This window comes from Motilibacter peucedani, assembly GCF_003634695.1.
Classification (GTDB): domain Bacteria; phylum Actinomycetota; class Actinomycetes; order Motilibacterales; family Motilibacteraceae; genus Motilibacter; species Motilibacter peucedani.
This window is the reverse complement of sequence record NZ_RBWV01000001.1, coordinates 110,976-126,768: the sequence shown is the minus strand read 5'-3', so window position 1 is coordinate 126,768 and position 15,793 is coordinate 110,976. Positions and strand designations below refer to the sequence as shown.

Annotated in this window: 16 protein-coding genes; 9 read left to right on the top strand and 7 right to left on the bottom strand. The window is 74.7% G+C overall.

The features are described 5' to 3' along the window. The first annotated feature begins 68 nt into the window (after positions 1–68). The 3 genes from CLV35_RS00600 to CLV35_RS00590 all read left to right on the top strand — a co-directional run bounded on the left by CLV35_RS00600 (position 69) and on the right by CLV35_RS00590 (position 1,882). Positions 69–665 (top strand): cell division protein SepF, encoded by a 597-nt coding sequence (locus CLV35_RS00600; RefSeq protein ID WP_121191469.1) that lies wholly within the window; start codon positions 69–71, stop codon positions 663–665. 8 nt (positions 666–673) lie between these two features. Then, positions 674–970 carry a YggT family protein gene (locus CLV35_RS00595; RefSeq protein WP_121191468.1) on the top strand — a complete coding sequence of 99 codons (297 nt, stop codon included), beginning with the start codon at positions 674–676 and terminating at the stop codon, positions 968–970. A gap of 81 nt (positions 971–1,051) precedes the next feature. Beyond that, complete coding sequence (locus CLV35_RS00590) at positions 1,052–1,882, top strand: DivIVA domain-containing protein (protein WP_121191467.1); 831 nt, start codon at positions 1,052–1,054, stop codon at positions 1,880–1,882. A gap of 107 nt (positions 1,883–1,989) precedes the next feature. On the opposite strand, the gene CLV35_RS00585 is transcribed toward CLV35_RS00590, so the two are convergent. After that, entirely contained in the window at positions 1,990–2,436 is a 447-nt protein-coding gene (locus CLV35_RS00585; RefSeq protein WP_147431822.1) for a hypothetical protein, read from the bottom strand. Positions 2,437–2,629: 193 nt separating this feature from the next. On the opposite strand from CLV35_RS00585, the gene CLV35_RS00580 reads away from it, so the two are divergent. Beyond that, positions 2,630–4,057 carry a right-handed parallel beta-helix repeat-containing protein gene (locus CLV35_RS00580; protein ID WP_121191465.1) on the top strand — a complete coding sequence of 476 codons (1,428 nt, stop codon included), beginning with the start codon at positions 2,630–2,632 and terminating at the stop codon, positions 4,055–4,057. Between the two features lie 15 nt (positions 4,058–4,072). On the opposite strand, the gene CLV35_RS00575 is transcribed toward CLV35_RS00580, so the two are convergent. After that, entirely contained in the window at positions 4,073–4,939 is an 867-nt protein-coding gene (locus CLV35_RS00575; RefSeq protein ID WP_121191464.1) for an ABC transporter permease, read from the bottom strand. A gap of 2 nt (positions 4,940–4,941) precedes the next feature. After that, complete coding sequence (locus CLV35_RS00570) at positions 4,942–5,847, bottom strand: ABC transporter ATP-binding protein (protein ID WP_121191513.1); 906 nt, start codon at positions 5,845–5,847, stop codon at positions 4,942–4,944. Between the two features lie 134 nt (positions 5,848–5,981). Between CLV35_RS00570 and CLV35_RS00565 the strand changes: the two genes are divergently transcribed. After that, a complete protein-coding gene (locus CLV35_RS00565; protein WP_121191463.1) occupies positions 5,982–7,088 on the top strand; it encodes a sensor histidine kinase in 1,107 nt (368 codons plus the stop codon). Beyond that, entirely contained in the window at positions 7,085–7,756 is a 672-nt protein-coding gene (locus CLV35_RS00560) for a response regulator (protein WP_121191462.1), read from the top strand. Before CLV35_RS00565 ends, CLV35_RS00560 begins: the two co-directional genes overlap by 4 nt. Positions 7,757–7,765: 9 nt before the next feature. Here CLV35_RS00560 and CLV35_RS00555 read toward each other — a convergent pair whose 3' ends face one another. Genes CLV35_RS00555 through ileS form a run of 3 tightly spaced genes read right to left on the bottom strand, consistent with a single transcriptional unit; the run spans position 7,766 to position 12,231 of the window. Continuing rightward, complete coding sequence (locus CLV35_RS00555; protein ID WP_121191512.1) at positions 7,766–8,332, bottom strand: isochorismatase family protein; 567 nt, start codon at positions 8,330–8,332, stop codon at positions 7,766–7,768. 60 nt (positions 8,333–8,392) lie between these two features. Further along, positions 8,393–9,127 carry an aminoglycoside 3'-phosphotransferase gene (locus CLV35_RS00550; RefSeq protein WP_183061543.1) on the bottom strand — a complete coding sequence of 245 codons (735 nt, stop codon included), beginning with the start codon at positions 9,125–9,127 and terminating at the stop codon, positions 8,393–8,395. Continuing rightward, the gene (ileS, locus tag CLV35_RS00545; RefSeq protein WP_121191461.1) at positions 9,106–12,231 is read right to left on the bottom strand and encodes an isoleucine--tRNA ligase; all 3,126 of its coding nucleotides are present in this window, start codon (positions 12,229–12,231) and stop codon (positions 9,106–9,108) included. Before ileS ends, CLV35_RS00550 begins: the two co-directional genes overlap by 22 nt. A 322-nt stretch (positions 12,232–12,553) precedes the next feature. Here ileS and CLV35_RS00540 point away from each other — a divergent pair, with 322 nt between their 5' ends. Genes CLV35_RS00540 through CLV35_RS00530 form a run of 3 tightly spaced genes read left to right on the top strand, consistent with a single transcriptional unit; the run spans position 12,554 to position 14,437 of the window. Continuing rightward, entirely contained in the window at positions 12,554–12,976 is a 423-nt protein-coding gene (locus CLV35_RS00540) for a TraR/DksA family transcriptional regulator (protein ID WP_231121244.1), read from the top strand. Next, positions 12,949–13,512 carry a signal peptidase II gene (locus tag CLV35_RS00535; protein WP_231121243.1) on the top strand — a complete coding sequence of 188 codons (564 nt, stop codon included), beginning with the start codon at positions 12,949–12,951 and terminating at the stop codon, positions 13,510–13,512. The genes CLV35_RS00540 and CLV35_RS00535 overlap by 28 nt, the downstream gene beginning before the upstream one ends. Continuing rightward, positions 13,505–14,437, top strand: coding sequence for an RluA family pseudouridine synthase (locus tag CLV35_RS00530; RefSeq protein ID WP_121191459.1), 933 nt, complete (start codon positions 13,505–13,507; stop codon positions 14,435–14,437). Before CLV35_RS00535 ends, CLV35_RS00530 begins: the two co-directional genes overlap by 8 nt. 101 nt (positions 14,438–14,538) lie before the next feature. On the opposite strand, the gene CLV35_RS00525 is transcribed toward CLV35_RS00530, so the two are convergent. Further along, a complete protein-coding gene (locus tag CLV35_RS00525) occupies positions 14,539–15,624 on the bottom strand; it encodes a ScyD/ScyE family protein (RefSeq protein WP_183061541.1) in 1,086 nt (361 codons plus the stop codon). Positions 15,625–15,793: the final 169 nt, after the last annotated feature.

Sequence of the window (15,793 nt, the reverse complement as noted above, 5' to 3'; positions counted from 1 at the left end):
CGGCACCCCGCCGCACCCCAGCACACCCACAGCCCGACGCACGGCACCAACCCGGAGGAACCACGACGATGGCCGGCGGCATGCGCAAGATGGCGGTCTACCTCGGCCTGGTCGAGGACGACGCCGAGCGCTACGACTACGACGAGTACGACGACTACGACGACGGCTACGCCGACGCCGCCCCCGAGCCGGCGCCCGCCCGTGCCCGTGCCGGGGCCGTGCGCGACCTCGACGACGCTCCCGTGCGCCACGCGGTGCGCGAGCCGGTCGCGATGCGCAAGGGCACGGCCTCCCACGGCGGTCACGGCTCCTCCGCCCTGGGCACCGACGGCTCGCTGGCCACCGTGCCGCGCCACGTCCCCGCGCCGGCGCCCGCCCCCACGGGGCTCGACCGGATCACCACGATCCACCCGCGCTCCTACAACGACGCCAAGACCATCGGCGAGACGTTCCGCTCCGGCACCCCGGTGATCATGAACCTCACCGACATGGACGACTCCGACGCCAAGCGCCTGGTCGACTTCGCGGCGGGGCTGATCTTCGGGCTGCGTGGCACCATCGAGCGCGTGACCAACAAGGTGTTCCTGCTCTCGCCGGCCAACGTGTCCGTGACCGCGGAGGAGCGCGCTCGCATGGCCGAGAACGGCTTCTTCAACCAGAGCTGAGCTGAGGCGTGTCCACGCTGCTCGACTGGGTCGGGAGTCTGATCGAGGTCTACATCCTCGTGCTGATCGCCCGTCTGGTCCTCGACTTCGTGCAGATGTTCGCGCGGGCCTGGCGGCCGCGCGGCGTGGTGCTCGTCCTGGCCGAGGTGGTCTACTCCCTGACCGACCCCCCGCTCAAGCTGCTCCGGCGCCTCATCCCGCCGCTGCGCATCGGGACCATCTCCCTCGACCTCTCGTTCCTGGTGCTGATCGTGGCGCTCCAGGTTGCCGCTAGTGTTCTCCGGAACCTGTCCGCTTCGCTGTGACCGGGACCGAGCGTCCCGGGACACCCTGATCAGCGCGCGGCGGGCCCGTCCGCGAGCCCGCACGCATGTCGAGGAGCATTGATGCCTCTCAGCCCAGAGGACGTCGCCAACAAGCAGTTCACGAGCACGAGGCTCGGGCGTGGCTACGACGAGGCCGAGGTCGACGACTTTCTCGACGAGGTCGAGGCGGAGCTCACCCGCCTCTACCGCGAGAACGACGAGCTGCGCTCCAAGCTGGCGCAGGTGCAGCGCTCGCTGTCCGAGGCGCAGGCCCGGCTGGCCCGCGGCGAGGGCGGGCCGCTGACGGGCGCGCACCCGGTCGCCACCGGCGCCCACCAGGTCGGCACCGGCGCCCACCAGACGACGGTGGGCGTCACGACCGGCTCCCACCCGGTCACCGGCGCCCACGCCGTACCCACCGGCTCGCACCCCGTCGCCCCCGTGGCGGCGCCCCAGCAGCCGAGCTTCGACAAGCCCGAGCAGCCGGCCGCCGAGGCTCCGCAGGCCGTCGAGCAGCCGGCCGCCGAGGCGGTCCAGGCGCCGGGCGTCCACGCGGCGCAGGCACCCGCAGCGCCGGCGGCTCCGGTGCCGGCCGAGCAGGCCGCCGGCATCCTCGCGCTGGCGCAGCGCACCGCCGACCAGCACGTCAACGAGGCCAAGGAGCAGGCCGGCCGCATCGTGACCGAGGCCCGGCTGCGCGCCGAGCAGCTGATCCGCGAGGCCGAGGAGCGCCACCGCCAGGTGCTGGGCTCGCTCGAGAACGAGCGGGCGGTGCTCGAGCGCACGGTCGAGGACCTGCGCGGCTTCGAGCGCGACTACCGCAGCCGCCTGCGCAGCTTCATAGAGAGCCAGCTCTCCGGGCTCGACGCGAGCACCAGCGTCGCCCCGGGCGGCCAGGAGCACGGCGCCTAGCCGCACCGCACCGCGGGCTCGGGCCCTCGCACACTAGCGGGTGCGAGGGCCTCGCCGCGTCCGCCCGCCCGCCCCCACGCATCGCCGGGGGGCTGGGCCTGGCGGAGTCAGGCAGGCGGGTCCTCGGTCGGCACGGGCAGGCCGACGCGGGTGCCGTCCACCGGCACGCCGGTCAGTGCGAGCACCCGCGCGAGCACGGTCAGCGTGCCCTCGCCCAGCGCCAGACCGGCCGGCGTCACGCTCACCGAGGTGATGACCAGTCCGCCCGACGGGGCCTCCGACCAGCTCACCTCGCCCAGCGGCACGGCGGCCGGATCGGTGCGCGGCGCGGTCCACACCTGTGCGCCCTCCGGCACCGCGGCGAAGCACCCACCCAGCCAGACGTCCTGACGGGCCATCGCCGCACGCAGCGCGTCGGCCGCGGCGGGCCCCAGCGGCAGGGACGGGCGCACCTCGCTGGCCAGGGCGACGACCCGCTCGACGCGCGGCCGGTCGCTCGGGGCGCCGGCCGGGAGCCGGCCGGGAGCGGGGGAGTCCCCAGGACGCTCGTGCACGCGCACCTCCCCGTCGTCGTCGGTCGCGACTCGTGCCGGACTCCTCTGCTTCGGCGACCAGCAGCCGCCGCTGGAGCCGCCGAACGGGTGACACCGCAGCCGCGACGAGCGTCACCCTCGCGCCTGCTCAACACGCCGGCCCGAGGACCCGACATCCAAGAGGTCCCCGCACCTCGGACGGAAGTCGCTCCCCGTGCTCTCTCGCTCCCGCTACGCCCTGCTCGCCCTGCTCGTCGCGCCCGCCCTGGGCATCACCGTCGGCGCCCTGCCCGCCTCCGCCGCCGACGGCGCGGCACTGCTCGCCGGGGCGTCGCCGCTGGACGGCGCCGCGCTCGCGGGACCCACCACCGCGTACGTCGCGGGGGAAGGCGTCACGCAGGTGACCTGGGTGCTCGACGGCGTCTGGCTCGGCGCCGACACCACCGCGCCGTACGAGCTCGACCTCCGCCTCGCCCCGGGCTCGCACCGCCTGCGGGCGCGGGTGGAGCAGAGGGGCGGCGACGTACGCCTGGACGCCCGCTTCGACGTCGCCTCCGGTGCCGCCGCGGCCCCTGCCGCGCCCGCGGTCCAGCCCGTCGCGCCCTCCGCAGCGCCGGCCGTCCAGCCCGCGACCTCTCCCGCTCCGGCTCCCGCGGTCGCCCCGGCGACCTCGTCCACCGGCACCACCTGGCACGTCGACACCGCCGACGAGGTACGCGCCGCGCTCGCCTCCGCCCGTCCCGGCGACACGGTCGCGGTCGCCGACGGGACCTACCTGTTCAAGAAGCGCGTGGTCGCCGCCGCCTCGGGCACCGCGGCGGCGCCGATCACCCTGGTCGGCTCGCGGCGGGCGGTCTTCCGCACCAAGGGCGTCTCCGGCGACTACGGCCTCTCGGTCACGGGCGACTACTGGCACGTGCGCGGCATCACCGTCGCGCACGCCAGCAAGGGCATCGTGCTCGACGGCTCGCGCGGCACGGTCATCGACGGTGTCGAGGTCTACGACATCGGCGCCGAGGGCGTGCACTTCCGCTCGTGCAGCTCCGACGGCGTCCTGCGCGACTCCTACGTGCACGACACCGGCCGGCGATCGCCTCAGTACGGCGAGGGCGTCTACGTCGGCTCGGCGAGCTCGAACTGGGGCTCCTACCACTGCACCGACCCGGTCGAGCGGATCTCGACCGGCGACAACACCGAGCGGGTGCTCGTCGAGGGCAACACCTTCGAGGACGTCACCGCCGAGGGAGCGGACCTCAAGGAGGGCACCGACTCCGGCACGCTGCGCGACAACCGCTTCGTCGCCGCCGGCACCTCGGGGCGCAACAGCGCCGACTCGGCCGTCGACGCCAAGGGCAACGGCTGGGTCGTGAGCGGCAACACCGTCTCGGACACGACGCGGCGCTGGGACGACGACGGCACCCTGCGTCCGAGCGCCTTCGCCGACGGCTTCCAGGCCCACTCCGTGGTGCCGGGCTACGGCACCCGCAACGTCTTCAGCGGCAACCGCGTCGTCGGGAGCGTCCCCGGCTTCGGCGTCGGGCTCTACCCGCAGGCGGGCAACGTCGTGCGCTGCGACAACTCCGCACCGGACGCCGCCCGCGGGCTCGTCGGCAACGGGCGCTCGGCCGCCCGCTGCGGCTAGCGGGCGCTCGGGCGCTCAGCTGACGTCGCGCCGCACGAGCAGCCCCACCGCGAGGGCGAGGAAGCCCAGCAGGTAGGCGCAGCACACGGCCGTCGCGGTGGCGCCGCCCACCAGCTCGTTGACGCCCGGCGTGCCGCCCGGCCGGTTCTCCGCGGCGGCGCCCAGGGCCCGGACCAGCGAGCCGGCGTTGGCGCCGGGGAGCGCCTTGTCGACGGCCTCCACGGGGTCCAGCGCCCGCCCGACGCCGCGCACGAGGCTCTCGACGACGAGCGCCCAGACGAGCCCCAGCCCGACCGCGAGGGCGGTGCCGCGCAGGAGGGTGCCGAGCGCGTACCCTGCCGACGCCCACAGCGCCAGCACCAGCCAGCACGCCGCCGCGCCCCGCAGGAGCTCGCCTGCCCCCGGCCACGCGGTCGACGCGTCCTCCGTGGCGGCGATGACCGTGCTCGTCGTGCCGCCGATCGCGAACGCGCCGACCACCAGCAGGGCCACCAGCCCGCCGACGACGGCGAGCTGCCCCGCCGCGAGCTGCCAGCGCCGCGGGCCCGCGGTGAGGGCCGTCTTGAGCGTCCCCCACCCGTAGGGTCCGGCGCCCACCAGCGCGCCGAGCACGAGGGCGAGGGCGCCGCCGAACAGCGGCGTGCCCGAGACGACCGTGGGCACGAGCTGGGCCGGCACCAGGGCGTCGAGCTGCTGCTGCGGCGAGAGGGTGTCGTCGGCGCCGAAGCCGCCCGAGCCGCCGCTGCGGTAGGTCAGGTAGGGGAACAGGTAGCCGAAGACCGCGGCCAGCAGCAGCCACACGACCACCAGCACCCACACCCCGGGACGCCGGCGCACGGCCAGCCACTCGGCGGCCGTGCAGCCGCGGACGCTCGCACCCATCGTCACGCACCTCCTGTCAGCTCGAGGAAGACGTCCTCCAGCGAGCGCTCCTCGACCTGCAGCGCCCACACCTGCACACCCGCACCGACGAGCTCCGCGTTCAGGCGCGGCACGTCGGCCGGTGCCCCGCGCAGCCGGATGCGCCCGGGCGAGCCGGCCGAGGAGCCGAGGACGCTGTCCGCGCCCAGCACTGCCTCCGCCACCCGGCACGCGGTCGCGAGCGGCTCGGCCGCCACGACCAGCTCCGCCCCGCCGCGCAGCTCGGCGACCGTGCCCTCGGTGAGCACGCGCCCGTCGCGCACGACGGCCACCCGGTCGCAGACCTGCTGCACCTCCGAGAGCAGGTGGCTCGAGAGCAGCACCGTGCGCCCGGCGGCCCGGCAGCGCAGCAGCAGCGCGCGCATGTCGGCGGTGCCGGCCGGGTCGAGCCCGTTGGTCGGCTCGTCGAGCACGAGCAGCTCGGGCGACCCGAGCAGCGCGAGCGCGACGCCGAGCCGCTGGCGCATGCCGAGCGAGTAGGCCGAGGCCCGGTCGCCCGCCCGCTCCTCCAGCCCCACCTCGGCGAGCGCCGGCCCGGCCGCGCTCTCCGGGAGGCCGGCCCAGCGCGCCGCGACGCGCAGGTTGTCCAGGCCCGAGAGGTGGGGGAAGAGCCCCGGTCCCTCGACCAGCGCCCCCACGCCGCGCAGCCCGCGCGGGTCGCCGGGCGGGTGGCCGAGCACGCGTGCGCTGCCGCCGGTCGGGCGCACCAGGCCGAGCAGCATGCGCAGCGTGGTCGTCTTGCCGGCGCCGTTGGGCCCGAGGAACCCGTAGACCTCGCCCCGACGCACGGTGAGGTCGAGCGAGTCGACGGCAGCCCGGCTGCCGTAGCGCTTGGTGAGGCCCCTGGCCACCACGAGGTCGTCGTCCATGCCGACCACGCTCGCGCGCGCCGACGTGCGCCGTCGTCGGCGCGGCAGCGCGACCGCGCGTACGCAGCGGCGCTGACACCGCGTACGTCAGGAGGATGACGACAGCGCCCCCGGCGGCGTCCTAGGGTCGCGCCGTGCACCGGCTCTCCGTGCCCGTCGCCGACGGCGCCCTCGCGCTCGTGGCGGGGACCGCGGCGCTGCTCGGCACGCCGCACGCCGCCCGCCTGCAGGACGAGACGGGCCCGGGACGAGGCGGGTACGCGCTGGTGGCCCTGGCCGCCGGGTCGCTCGCCCTGCGGCGGCGCGCTCCCGGGCCGGCGCTCGCCGTCTGCGGTGCGGCGGTCGCCGCGTACCTCGCCTCCGGCGCGCCCTTCGGCCCGGTGCTCGTGCTGCTCGCGGTCTCGGTGGGGTCGGCGGCCCTGCACCTGCCGCCGCGAGCCGCGGTCGCCTGGCCCGCGTCGGTGCTGGTGGGCGCCACCCTCGTCTCGCTGCCCGGGGTCGACGGCAACCCGCTCTGGGCGCTGTGGATGGTGCTGCCCTGGGCGGCGGCGACGGCCTGGCGAGCGCGCCGCGACGTGACCCGGCGCCAGCGCGAGGAGGAGCTGCGGCGCTCGGCCTACGAGGAGCGTCTGCGCCTCGCCCAGGAGATCCACGACTCGGTGGGCCACGGGCTGGCGGTGATCGCCATGCAGGCCGGCGTCGCGCTGCACGTGCTCGACCGCCGGCCCGAGGACGTCCGGCGCTCGCTGGTGGCCATCCGCGACACGAGCCGGGCCTCGCTCGACGGGCTGCGCGGCACGCTCCAGGCGCTCGGGCTGCCCGAGGGCGCGGACGGGCCGCCGCTCGCCCCGGTGCCGGGCGTCGAGCAGGTCGAGCGGCTGGTCGAGGGGGTCAGAGCCGGGGGGCTCGAGGTGGCCCTGCGCGTCGAGCCGGACGTGCGCGAGGTGCCGGAACCGGTCGGCCAGGCGGTCTACCGGATCGTGCAGGAGGCGCTGACCAACGTCGTGCGCCACGCGCAGGCGGGCCGTGCCGAGGTCACGCTCGGACTGGACGCCGGCGAGCTGCTCGTGGTGGTCTCCGACGACGGCCGCGGCGCGTCGTCAGCCGAGGGACAAGGGCTCGGCCTGCCCGGCATGCACGCCCGGGCGGCGGCGCTCGGCGGTGAGCTGTCAGCAGGGCCGAGTCCGTCGGGCGGGTTCCGCGTCGCTGCCCGGCTGCCGCTGCCGGCGAGGGTCCCGTGAGCGCGGCCGTGCGGGTGGTGGTCGCCGACGACCAGCCGCTCGTGCGGATGGGACTGCGCGTGCTGCTCGACGACGACCCGGGCGCCGAGCTGGTCGGCGAGGCCGAGGACGGCGTGGCGGCGCTCGCGCTGTCCCGCGAGCTGCGTCCCGACGTGCTGCTGCTCGACATCCGGATGCCCGGGCTCGACGGGCTCGCCGTGCTGCGCCAGGTGACCGATGACCCCGCCCTGGCGCAGGTGCGGGTCGTCGTCCTGACGACGTTCGGGCTCGACGAGTACGTGTTCGAGGCCCTGCGCGCCGGTGCCAGCGGCTTCGTCCTCAAGGACACCGACCCGGCCGAGCTGCTGCGCGCCGTTCACGTGGTCGCCGCCGGCGAGTCGCTGCTCTCGCCCGCGGTGACCCGGCGGGTCATCGCCCGGCTCGCCGAGCCCGGGGTGGCCGCCGCGGCGCCTCCTCCCGGGCTCGGGAGCCTGACCGAGCGCGAGCGCGAGGTGCTCTCGTGGGTGGCGACCGGCGCGAGCAACGAGGAGATCGCGCGGACGCTCTGGCTCAGCCCGGCCACGGTCCGCACCCACGTCGGCCGAGCCCTGGTCAAGCTGGCCGCCCGCGACCGCACGCAGCTGGCCGTGATGGCGCTGCGCGCGGGCCTCGACGCCTCGCGCGGCTGAGCGCTCGTGTCAGCTGCCGGGCCCGGAGCCGAGCCGCACCTCCGCAGCCGGCACGGCCTCGGCGGTGCGACCGGGGGCGCTCTGCCACTGCCAGTAGAGGTTGGTGTGGGCGATGACCTGGTCGACCGGGGGAGCGCCCCACGCGGACTTGTCGCCAGCTGTGTGGGAGTCCGTCACGAGCGTGACGTCGAAGCCCCGGGTGAACGCCCCGTGGATCGTCGACCGGATGCACGCGTCGGTCTCGGCGCCGGCCACGACCAGACGGCCCACGTCGAGGTCGGCGAGCACGTCGGCGAGCGGCGTGCCCTCGAAGGCGTCCCCGTGGGTCTTGTCGACGCGCGGCTCGTCGGGCGCGGGTGAGAGCTCGGGCACGATCGCCCAGCCGTCGCTGCCCAGCTCGAGCCCGTCGTCGTGGTGCTGGACCCACACGACGGGCACCTGCTCGGAGCGGGCCCGGTCGACCAGGCCGGCGATCCTGGCGACGACGGCGTCGCGCTCGTAGGCACCGGCGACGACCTCCTCCTGCACGTCGACGACGAGCAGCGCGGTGGCCGGGCGGCCTTCCAACGTGGTCATGCGTACCTCCTCGATGGCGGTCGGCACCACGCTAGCGGCGGCCGCTGACAGAGGCGAGGCTCACGTCGCCGCCCACAGCTCGCGGTACCACTGCGTACGCACGGGGTCCGCCTCGACGCCGTAGGCGTCGAGCAGCACGTCGTCGAGCCCCGGGCCGTAGTTCCACTCGAGGCTCCAGGTCGCGACCGCCAGGTCGGCCCACCGGTCGGCGACGCCGAGCGAGCCCAGGTCGACGTGCCCGGCGACGCTGCCGTCCGGCAGCAGCAGCGTGTTGGGTACACAGGGGTCGCCGTGGCAGACCACCAGCCGGTCCGGAGGTGGCGGAGGTCCCAGCGCGTCGGGCGGGCGCCCAGCGCGCGCCAGCCGCCGCGCCACGCCCCACTCGAAGGGGCACTGCTCGACCGGCAGGGCGTCGTGCAGCCGGCGCAGCCCGCGCCCGATGCCGGCCGCCGCACGGGCGGGCTCGGCCTTCCAGCGCGCGGAGACGGCGCTCTCGCCCGGCAGTGCGGCCGTCACCAGCCAGGCACCGCCGCCGCCGTCGGAGCCCGACGCGAGCACGCGCGGGACGCTCAGCCACTGCCCCGCCCAGCGCAGCCGGGCCACCTCTCGCTCGATGACCGCGGCGTGCTCGGCCGGCATCCACTTGGCGAACCGGTCACCGGCGCGGAAGGTCCGGCCGCCCAGCTGGTTCAGCCACACCGGGTGGAGAGTCTCCCCGGGCAGTGCGCGCAGCAGCGCCGGAGGGACCTCGAGCCCCTCCGGCGCCTCGCCGGCTACTCCGTGCGGGAGATCCACAGCGTCAGGCCCAGGCCCTCGTCGGTGACGGTGCTCGCGCCCTCGGGTCCCCGCCCCGACTGGTACGCAGTGGCCAGCACCTCCGCCGAAACCAGCCCGGCGTGCTCCTCGAGCGCCGCCGCCAGGTCGCCGGACGCCTGCCACCACAGCGAGATCCGGTCGCTCACCTCGAGCCCGCTGGCCTTGCGCAGGTCCTGCACCAGGCGCACGACCTCGCGGGCGAGCCCGGCCCGCACCAGCTCGGGCGTCAGCGTCAGGTCGAGCGCGACGGTCAGCCCCGGCTCGGACGCGACCGCCCAGCCCTCCTTCGGCGTCTCGGTGACGGTGAAGTCGTCGGGCTCGAGCGTCAGCGTCTCGCCCTCGACGACGACCTCGTGGGAGGCCAGCAGCGCGGCGGGGTCGGACGCCGACACAGCCGCGGCGACCACCGGCGTGCGCTTGCCGAACCGCTTGCCCAGCGCGCGGAAGTTCGGCTTGGCCGTCCGGGTCACCAGCCCCTCGTCGCCCGAGAGGGCGCCCTCGCGCTGGACGTTGAGCTCCTCGCGCGCGACGGCGCGCAGCTCCTCGGGCAGCGCCGCCCACTCGCGCGAGAGGACGGCGACCTCGGAGAGCGGCTGACGCGTACGCACCTTGTGCTCCGTGCGCGCCGAGCGGCCCAGGTCGACCACCCGGCGCACCAGCGCCATCTGCTCGGCCAGCACGTCGTCGACGAGCGAGCCGTCGACCTCGGGGTAGGCGGCGAGGTGCACTGAGGAGGGCAACTGGTCTGACGTGGTCGTGAAGAGCTCGCGCCACACCCGCTCGGTCGTGAACGGCATCACCGGCGCCAGCAGCAGGGTGAACACGAACAGGCACTCGTGCAGCGTCGCCAGGGCGGCCGGGTCGCCGTCCCAGAAGCGCCGGCGCGAGCGGCGGACGTACCAGTTCGAGAGGTCGTCGATGAACTTCGAGAGCAGCGCACCCACCCGTTGCGAGTCGAAGACGTCCATCGCCGCGTCGACGTCGCGCGCCACGCGGTGCGCCTCCGACAGCGCCCACCGGTCGAGCAGCGGGCGCTCGGCCAGCGGGGGAGCGGGCGTGGCACCGGGCTCGTAGCCGGCCGTGCGGCCGTAGAGCGAGAGGAAGGACGCGGTGTTCCAGTAGGTCAGCAGGACCTTGCGGACGACCTCCTGCAGCGCGTGGTGCCCGACCCGGCGCGCGGCCCACGGGGAGCCCGACGCGAACATGAACCAGCGCAGCGCGTCGGCGCCGTGCTCGTCCATCAGCGGGATCGGCTGCAGCACGTTGCCCAGGTGCTTGCTCATCTTCTTGCCGTCCTCGGCCAGGATCAGCCCCAGGCACAGGACGTTCTCGTAGGAGCTGCGGTCGAAGACCAGCGTCCCCACGACCATCAGCGTGTAGAACCACCCGCGCGTCTGGTCCTGCGCCTCGCAGATGAACTGGGCGGGGTACTGCTGCTCGAGCTTCTCGGCGCTCCCGGGCAGGTGCGGGTAGCCCCACTGCGCGAACGGCATGGCGCCCGAGTCGAACCAGCCGTCGATGACCTCGGGCACGCGGGTCGCCGTCTGCCCGCAGCTGCAGGCGAAGGTGACCTCGTCGACGTAGGGGCGGTGGGGGTCGAGCGACGAGAGGTCTCGCCCGGCCAGCTCGCCGAGCTCGGCCCGCGAGCCGACGACCGTCGTGTGGCCCTCGGGGCACCGCCAGACCGGCAGGGGGGTGCCCCAGTAGCGAGTGCGGGACAGCGACCAGTCGACGTTGTTCTTGAGCCAATCGCCGTAGCGGCCCCACTTGACGTTGTCGGGGTACCAGGTGGTCTGCTCGTTCTCGCGCAGCAGCTCGTGCTTGCGCTCGGTCGTGCGGATGTACCAGGACGGCAGCGCGTAGTAGAGCAGGGCCGTGTGGCAGCGCCAGCAGTGCGGGTAGCTGTGCTCGTAGGGCAGGTGCCGGAACATCAGCCCGCGCGACTCGAGGTCGGCCACCAGGGCCAGGTCGGCCGTCTTGAAGAACGTGCCGCCGACGAGCGGCAGCGAGGGCTCGAAGGTGCCGTTGCGGCGGATGGGCGTGACGACCGGCAGGCCGTAGGCCTTGCAGACGGCGAGGTCGTCGGCGCCGAACGCGGGCGCCTGGTGCACCAGCCCGGTGCCGTCCTCGGTGGTGACGTAGGAGCCGAGCACGACGAAGTGGCCGTCGGCGCCCTCGGGCCACTCGAGCAGGTCGAAGGGCCTGGAGTACCGCCAGAACTCGAGCTCGGACCCGGGCCACGAGCCCTCGACGACCCAGCCCTCGCCGAGGACCGCCTCGAGCAGCGGCTCGGCGACGACCAGCCGCTCCGAGCCGTTGGAGGCCACGACGTAGGTCACCGACGGGTTGACCGCGACCGCCGTGTTGGACACCAGGGTCCAGGGCGTGGTCGTCCAGACCAGCAGCGACGCGGAGCCGGCGAGCGGACCGGAGACCAGCGGGAAGCGTACGAACACCGACGGGTCGACGACCGTCTCGTAGCCGCCGGGCTGGCCCAGCTCGTGGTCCGACAGCGTCGTCTCGTCGCGCGGGCAGTAGGGCGCGATGCGGTAGTCCTCGACGAGCAGGCCCTTGTCGGAGATCTGCTTGAGCGCCCACCAGACCGAGTCGACGTACTCCGGGTCCATCGTGCGGTAGGCCTGGGTCGTGTCGACCCAGTAGCCCATCCGCTCGGTCATCTCCTCGAAGGCGTCGACGTGCCGCTCGACGCTCGCCCGGCAGCGCGCGTTGAACTCGGCGATGCCGTAGTCCTCGATGTCCTGCTTGCGGGTGAAGCCGAGCTCCTTCTCCACCGCCAGCTCCACGGGCAGGCCGTGGCAGTCCCAGCCGGCCTTGCGGGGGACGTGGTAGCCCTTCATCGTGCGGTAGCGCGGGAAGGCGTCCTTGAACACGCGCGCCTCGACGTGGTGGGTCCCCGGCATGCCGTTGGCGGTGGGCGGGCCCTCGTAGAAGACCCACGGCCGGGCGTCGGCGCTGCGCTCGAGGCTCTGCTCGAACGTGCCCTCGGCGCGCCAGAGGTCGATGACCTCGCGCTCCAGGCGCGGCAGGTCGACCTGCGGGGGGAGCGGGGAGTAGGTGCTCATCGAGTGCTCACTGCCTGGTGCCTCCGTCGACTGGGTCGGTGCGACGGAGGGACGAGGCGCGCGCGCCCCGCGGTACCACCCTCCTTGGCCGGCCCTGGCGTGCAGCCGCCCCACTCTCGCGGCGAGTCCGGCCGGGTCTAGTGAGCCCGCTGGCGCGGGCCGTTCTTCCGGCGGCTCGGGGGTGATGGCCCCGTCAGCGCCTGCTCGTTCGCCGCTCGGGAGTCTAGTCGGTGGCGCGGCGGCTCCGCCGGGTACGGCCGCGCCCGGCACCGCGTATCCTCCTCCCTACCCGTTGTCGACCCTCGTCGTGAAGAAGGCCCGAGTGAGCAAGGCTGCCGCTGCCGAGTCCGCAAGCGCCCTGCCCGTGCGCCCGGGCGAGGACCCGTGGACCCCCGACGAGGTCGCCGCGCTGCGCGCCGAGCTCGACGCCGACGCCACGCGCCTGCGCCGCGAGCTGACCGAGACCGAGCACGAGATCGCCGACCTGCTGCGCGACTCCGGCGAGGGCGCCGGCGACGACCAGGCCGACGCCGGCACCAAGACCTTCGAGCGCGAGCACGAGCTCTCGCTGGCGAACAACTCCCGCGACATGCTCGAGCAGACCGAGCGGGCGCTCGCCCGCATCGACGCCGGCACCTACGGCCTGTGCGAGAGCTGCGGCGAGCCCATCGGCAAGGCGCGCCTCCAGGCCTTCCCGCGCGCGACCCTCGACGTCGCGTGCAAGCAGCGCGAGGAGCGACGCTGAGCGAGTCGCTGGAGCCGTCGACCGACGCCGCGCACGCCCCTGCGACGACGGCCGGCAACCGCACCCACGTCGGGCTCCTGCTCGGCGTGGCGGTCACCCTCTACGTCGTCGACCAGGTCACCAAGCACCTGGCGAACGAGCACCTCGGCCCGACGCCCACGCACCTGGTCGGTTCCCTGCTCAAGCTGGACCTCGTCCACAACCCGGGCGCCGCGTTCGGCATCGCCGGCGGTGCGACCGTGCTGTTCAGCGTCATCGCGGTCGTCGTGGTCGTGGTCATCGCGCGCACGGCCCGCACCCTGCGCAGCACCCCGTGGGCGGTGGCGCTCGGCCTGCTGGTCGGCGGTGCAATCGGCAACCTGACCGACCGCGTCTTCCGCGAGCCGGGCATCTTCCGGGGCCGGGTCGTCGACTTCCTCGAGCTGCCGCACTGGCCGGTCTTCAACGTGGCCGACATGGGCATCACCTGCGCCGCGGTGCTGATGGCGCTGCTGGCCTTCCGCGGCGTCCACCCGGACGGCGCACCGCGTGAGTGACGTGCGCTCGCTCGAGGTGCCCGAGGGCCTCGAGGGCGAGCGGCTCGACGCCGGCCTGGCGCGGCTGTTCGGCCTCTCGCGCACCCGGGCCGCCGAGCTGGTGGCCGAGGGTGCGGTGCAGGTCGACGGCGCCGAGGCGTTCAAGTCGATGCGGCTGACGGCGGGCGCGACGCTCGTCGTGGAGCTGCCTGAGCCGCCGGCGCCGCTCGAGGTCGTGCCGCTCGCGGTCGAGGGCATGGGCATCGTGTGGTCCGACGACGACGTCGTGGTCGTCGACAAGCCGGTGGGCGTCGCGGCCCACCCGTCACCGGGGTGGAGCGGGCCCACGGTCATCGGCGGGCTCGCGGGTGCCGGCTTCCGCATCTCGACCAGCGGTGCCGCCGAGCGGCAGGGCGTCGTCCACCGGCTCGACGTCGGCACCACCGGGCTGATGGTGGTCGCCAAGTCGGAGCACGCCTACACCGTGCTCAAGGACGCGTTCCGCCACCGCACGGTCGAGAAGCGCTACGCCGCGGTCGTGCAGGGCCACCCCGACCCCTCGACCGGCACGGTCGACGCGCCCATCGGCCGGCACCCCCGGGACGACTGGCGCTGGGCCGTGGTCGCCGGGGGGCGCGAGAGCGTCACGCACTACTCGACGATCGAGGCGTTCCGCGCCGCGACGCTGCTCGACATCGAGCTCGAGACCGGCCGGACGCACCAGATCCGGGTCCACATGAGCGCCCTGAAGCACCCGTGCGTCGGTGACCTGACCTACGGCGCCGACCCGACGCTGGCCGCGCGGCTGGGGCTGACCCGCCAGTGGCTGCACGCCGCCCGGCTCTCGTTCGACCACCCCGCGACCGGGGAGCGGGTGCACTTCGAGTCGCCGCCGCCGCCGGACCTCGCCCACGCGCTGGACGTGCTCCGGGCCGACGGCTCCTGACGGCTTCCCGGCTCGAAGGGGCCACCGGGCAGCAGCACTGGCCCGGCCGCGTCGTCCGCGGCCGAGCCAGTGGCCACCCCCTCCGGTGCTGAGCTGTTCGCTCAGGTCATCTGCTCGAACGCCCCCTGACCGACCTTCACCACCTGGCCCGCGTCGGGGATGCCGAGGAAGATCCCCACCGACCAGGCCGACGCGTACAGCGCGCCGTCGTGCCACACCAGGCCCGAGGGCATGGTCACCTGGGCGACGCCCATGGGCGTGCCGTCGGCGGCGAACTTGAGGATCCGGCCGACCTTCGAGGGGTCGAAGTCGGGCGGCGGCGGGCCGTCGCCCTCCGGTGCGCCGAACAGCAGGTCGGACACGTAGACCGAGCCGGCGCCGTCCACCGCGACACCGGTCGGTGCCGTGAGCCCGTCGATCATCCCGATGATGTGCCCGGCCGCGTCGACGTGGTAGATCCGCCCTGCTCCGGGCGCCTCGGCACCCAGCGTCGACACCCAGTAGGTGCCGTCGCCCGCCTTCGCGATGCCGGTGGGCACCGGGTCGCAGCCGGTGGTGCCCGGGTTGTTCTCGGCACCGGCGCAGGCGCCCGTCGTCACGACAGGCGGCAAGAACCACACAGAGGTGCGGCCGGTGCGCCGGTCGATCTTGAGCACGTCGTTGGCGCCGGCGTCGGCCACGAGGACCTTCGAGGTGTCGGCGAGCACGTAGTAGGGGTTCGACAGCGCGTCGACCGGCTGGCCGTCGACGAACTGCACCTGCCCGTCGGGGTTGTTGGCGAGCTCGTAGGCCATCAGGTCCTTGACCTGGCGGTCGTGCCCGCCCTTGACCATGACCAGGTCGGTGCCGCCGCCGCCGGGCACCGGCTCGCCGCCGGGACCGGAGGCCTCGCCCTCGGCGACGTAGAGGGCGCTGCCGCGGCTGTCGACGCCCTGCGGCGCCACCAGCCCTGTGGCGAGGACCTTCTTCTTGCCGGAGCGGCTGTCGACCGCGGTGATCTGGCCGTTGTCCGACTCGGCGACGACGAGCTTGCGCCCGCTGACGAACTGCAGCTCTCGAGGGCCGTTGAGGCCCGAGGCGATGACGGTGACGTCGGAGTCGGCTGCCTGGGCCGGGGCGGCGACGACGCCCGAGAGGCCGAGGGCCGCTGCCCCGATGACGGTGAGGAGCGATGTGGTCCTTCGCATCCGGTTGTTCCTTCCCTGGACCGGAAGTGCGCCGTCCGTGCGACGGCTGGCCGGAACGTAGCGCGGAACTCCGGTGCTGTGAAGGGACCCGAGGGCACCTTGCGTCCGAGCAACCGTCACCGCTTCGAGACTCCTACGACATATCCGCGCAATGGTGACGGTGCCTACT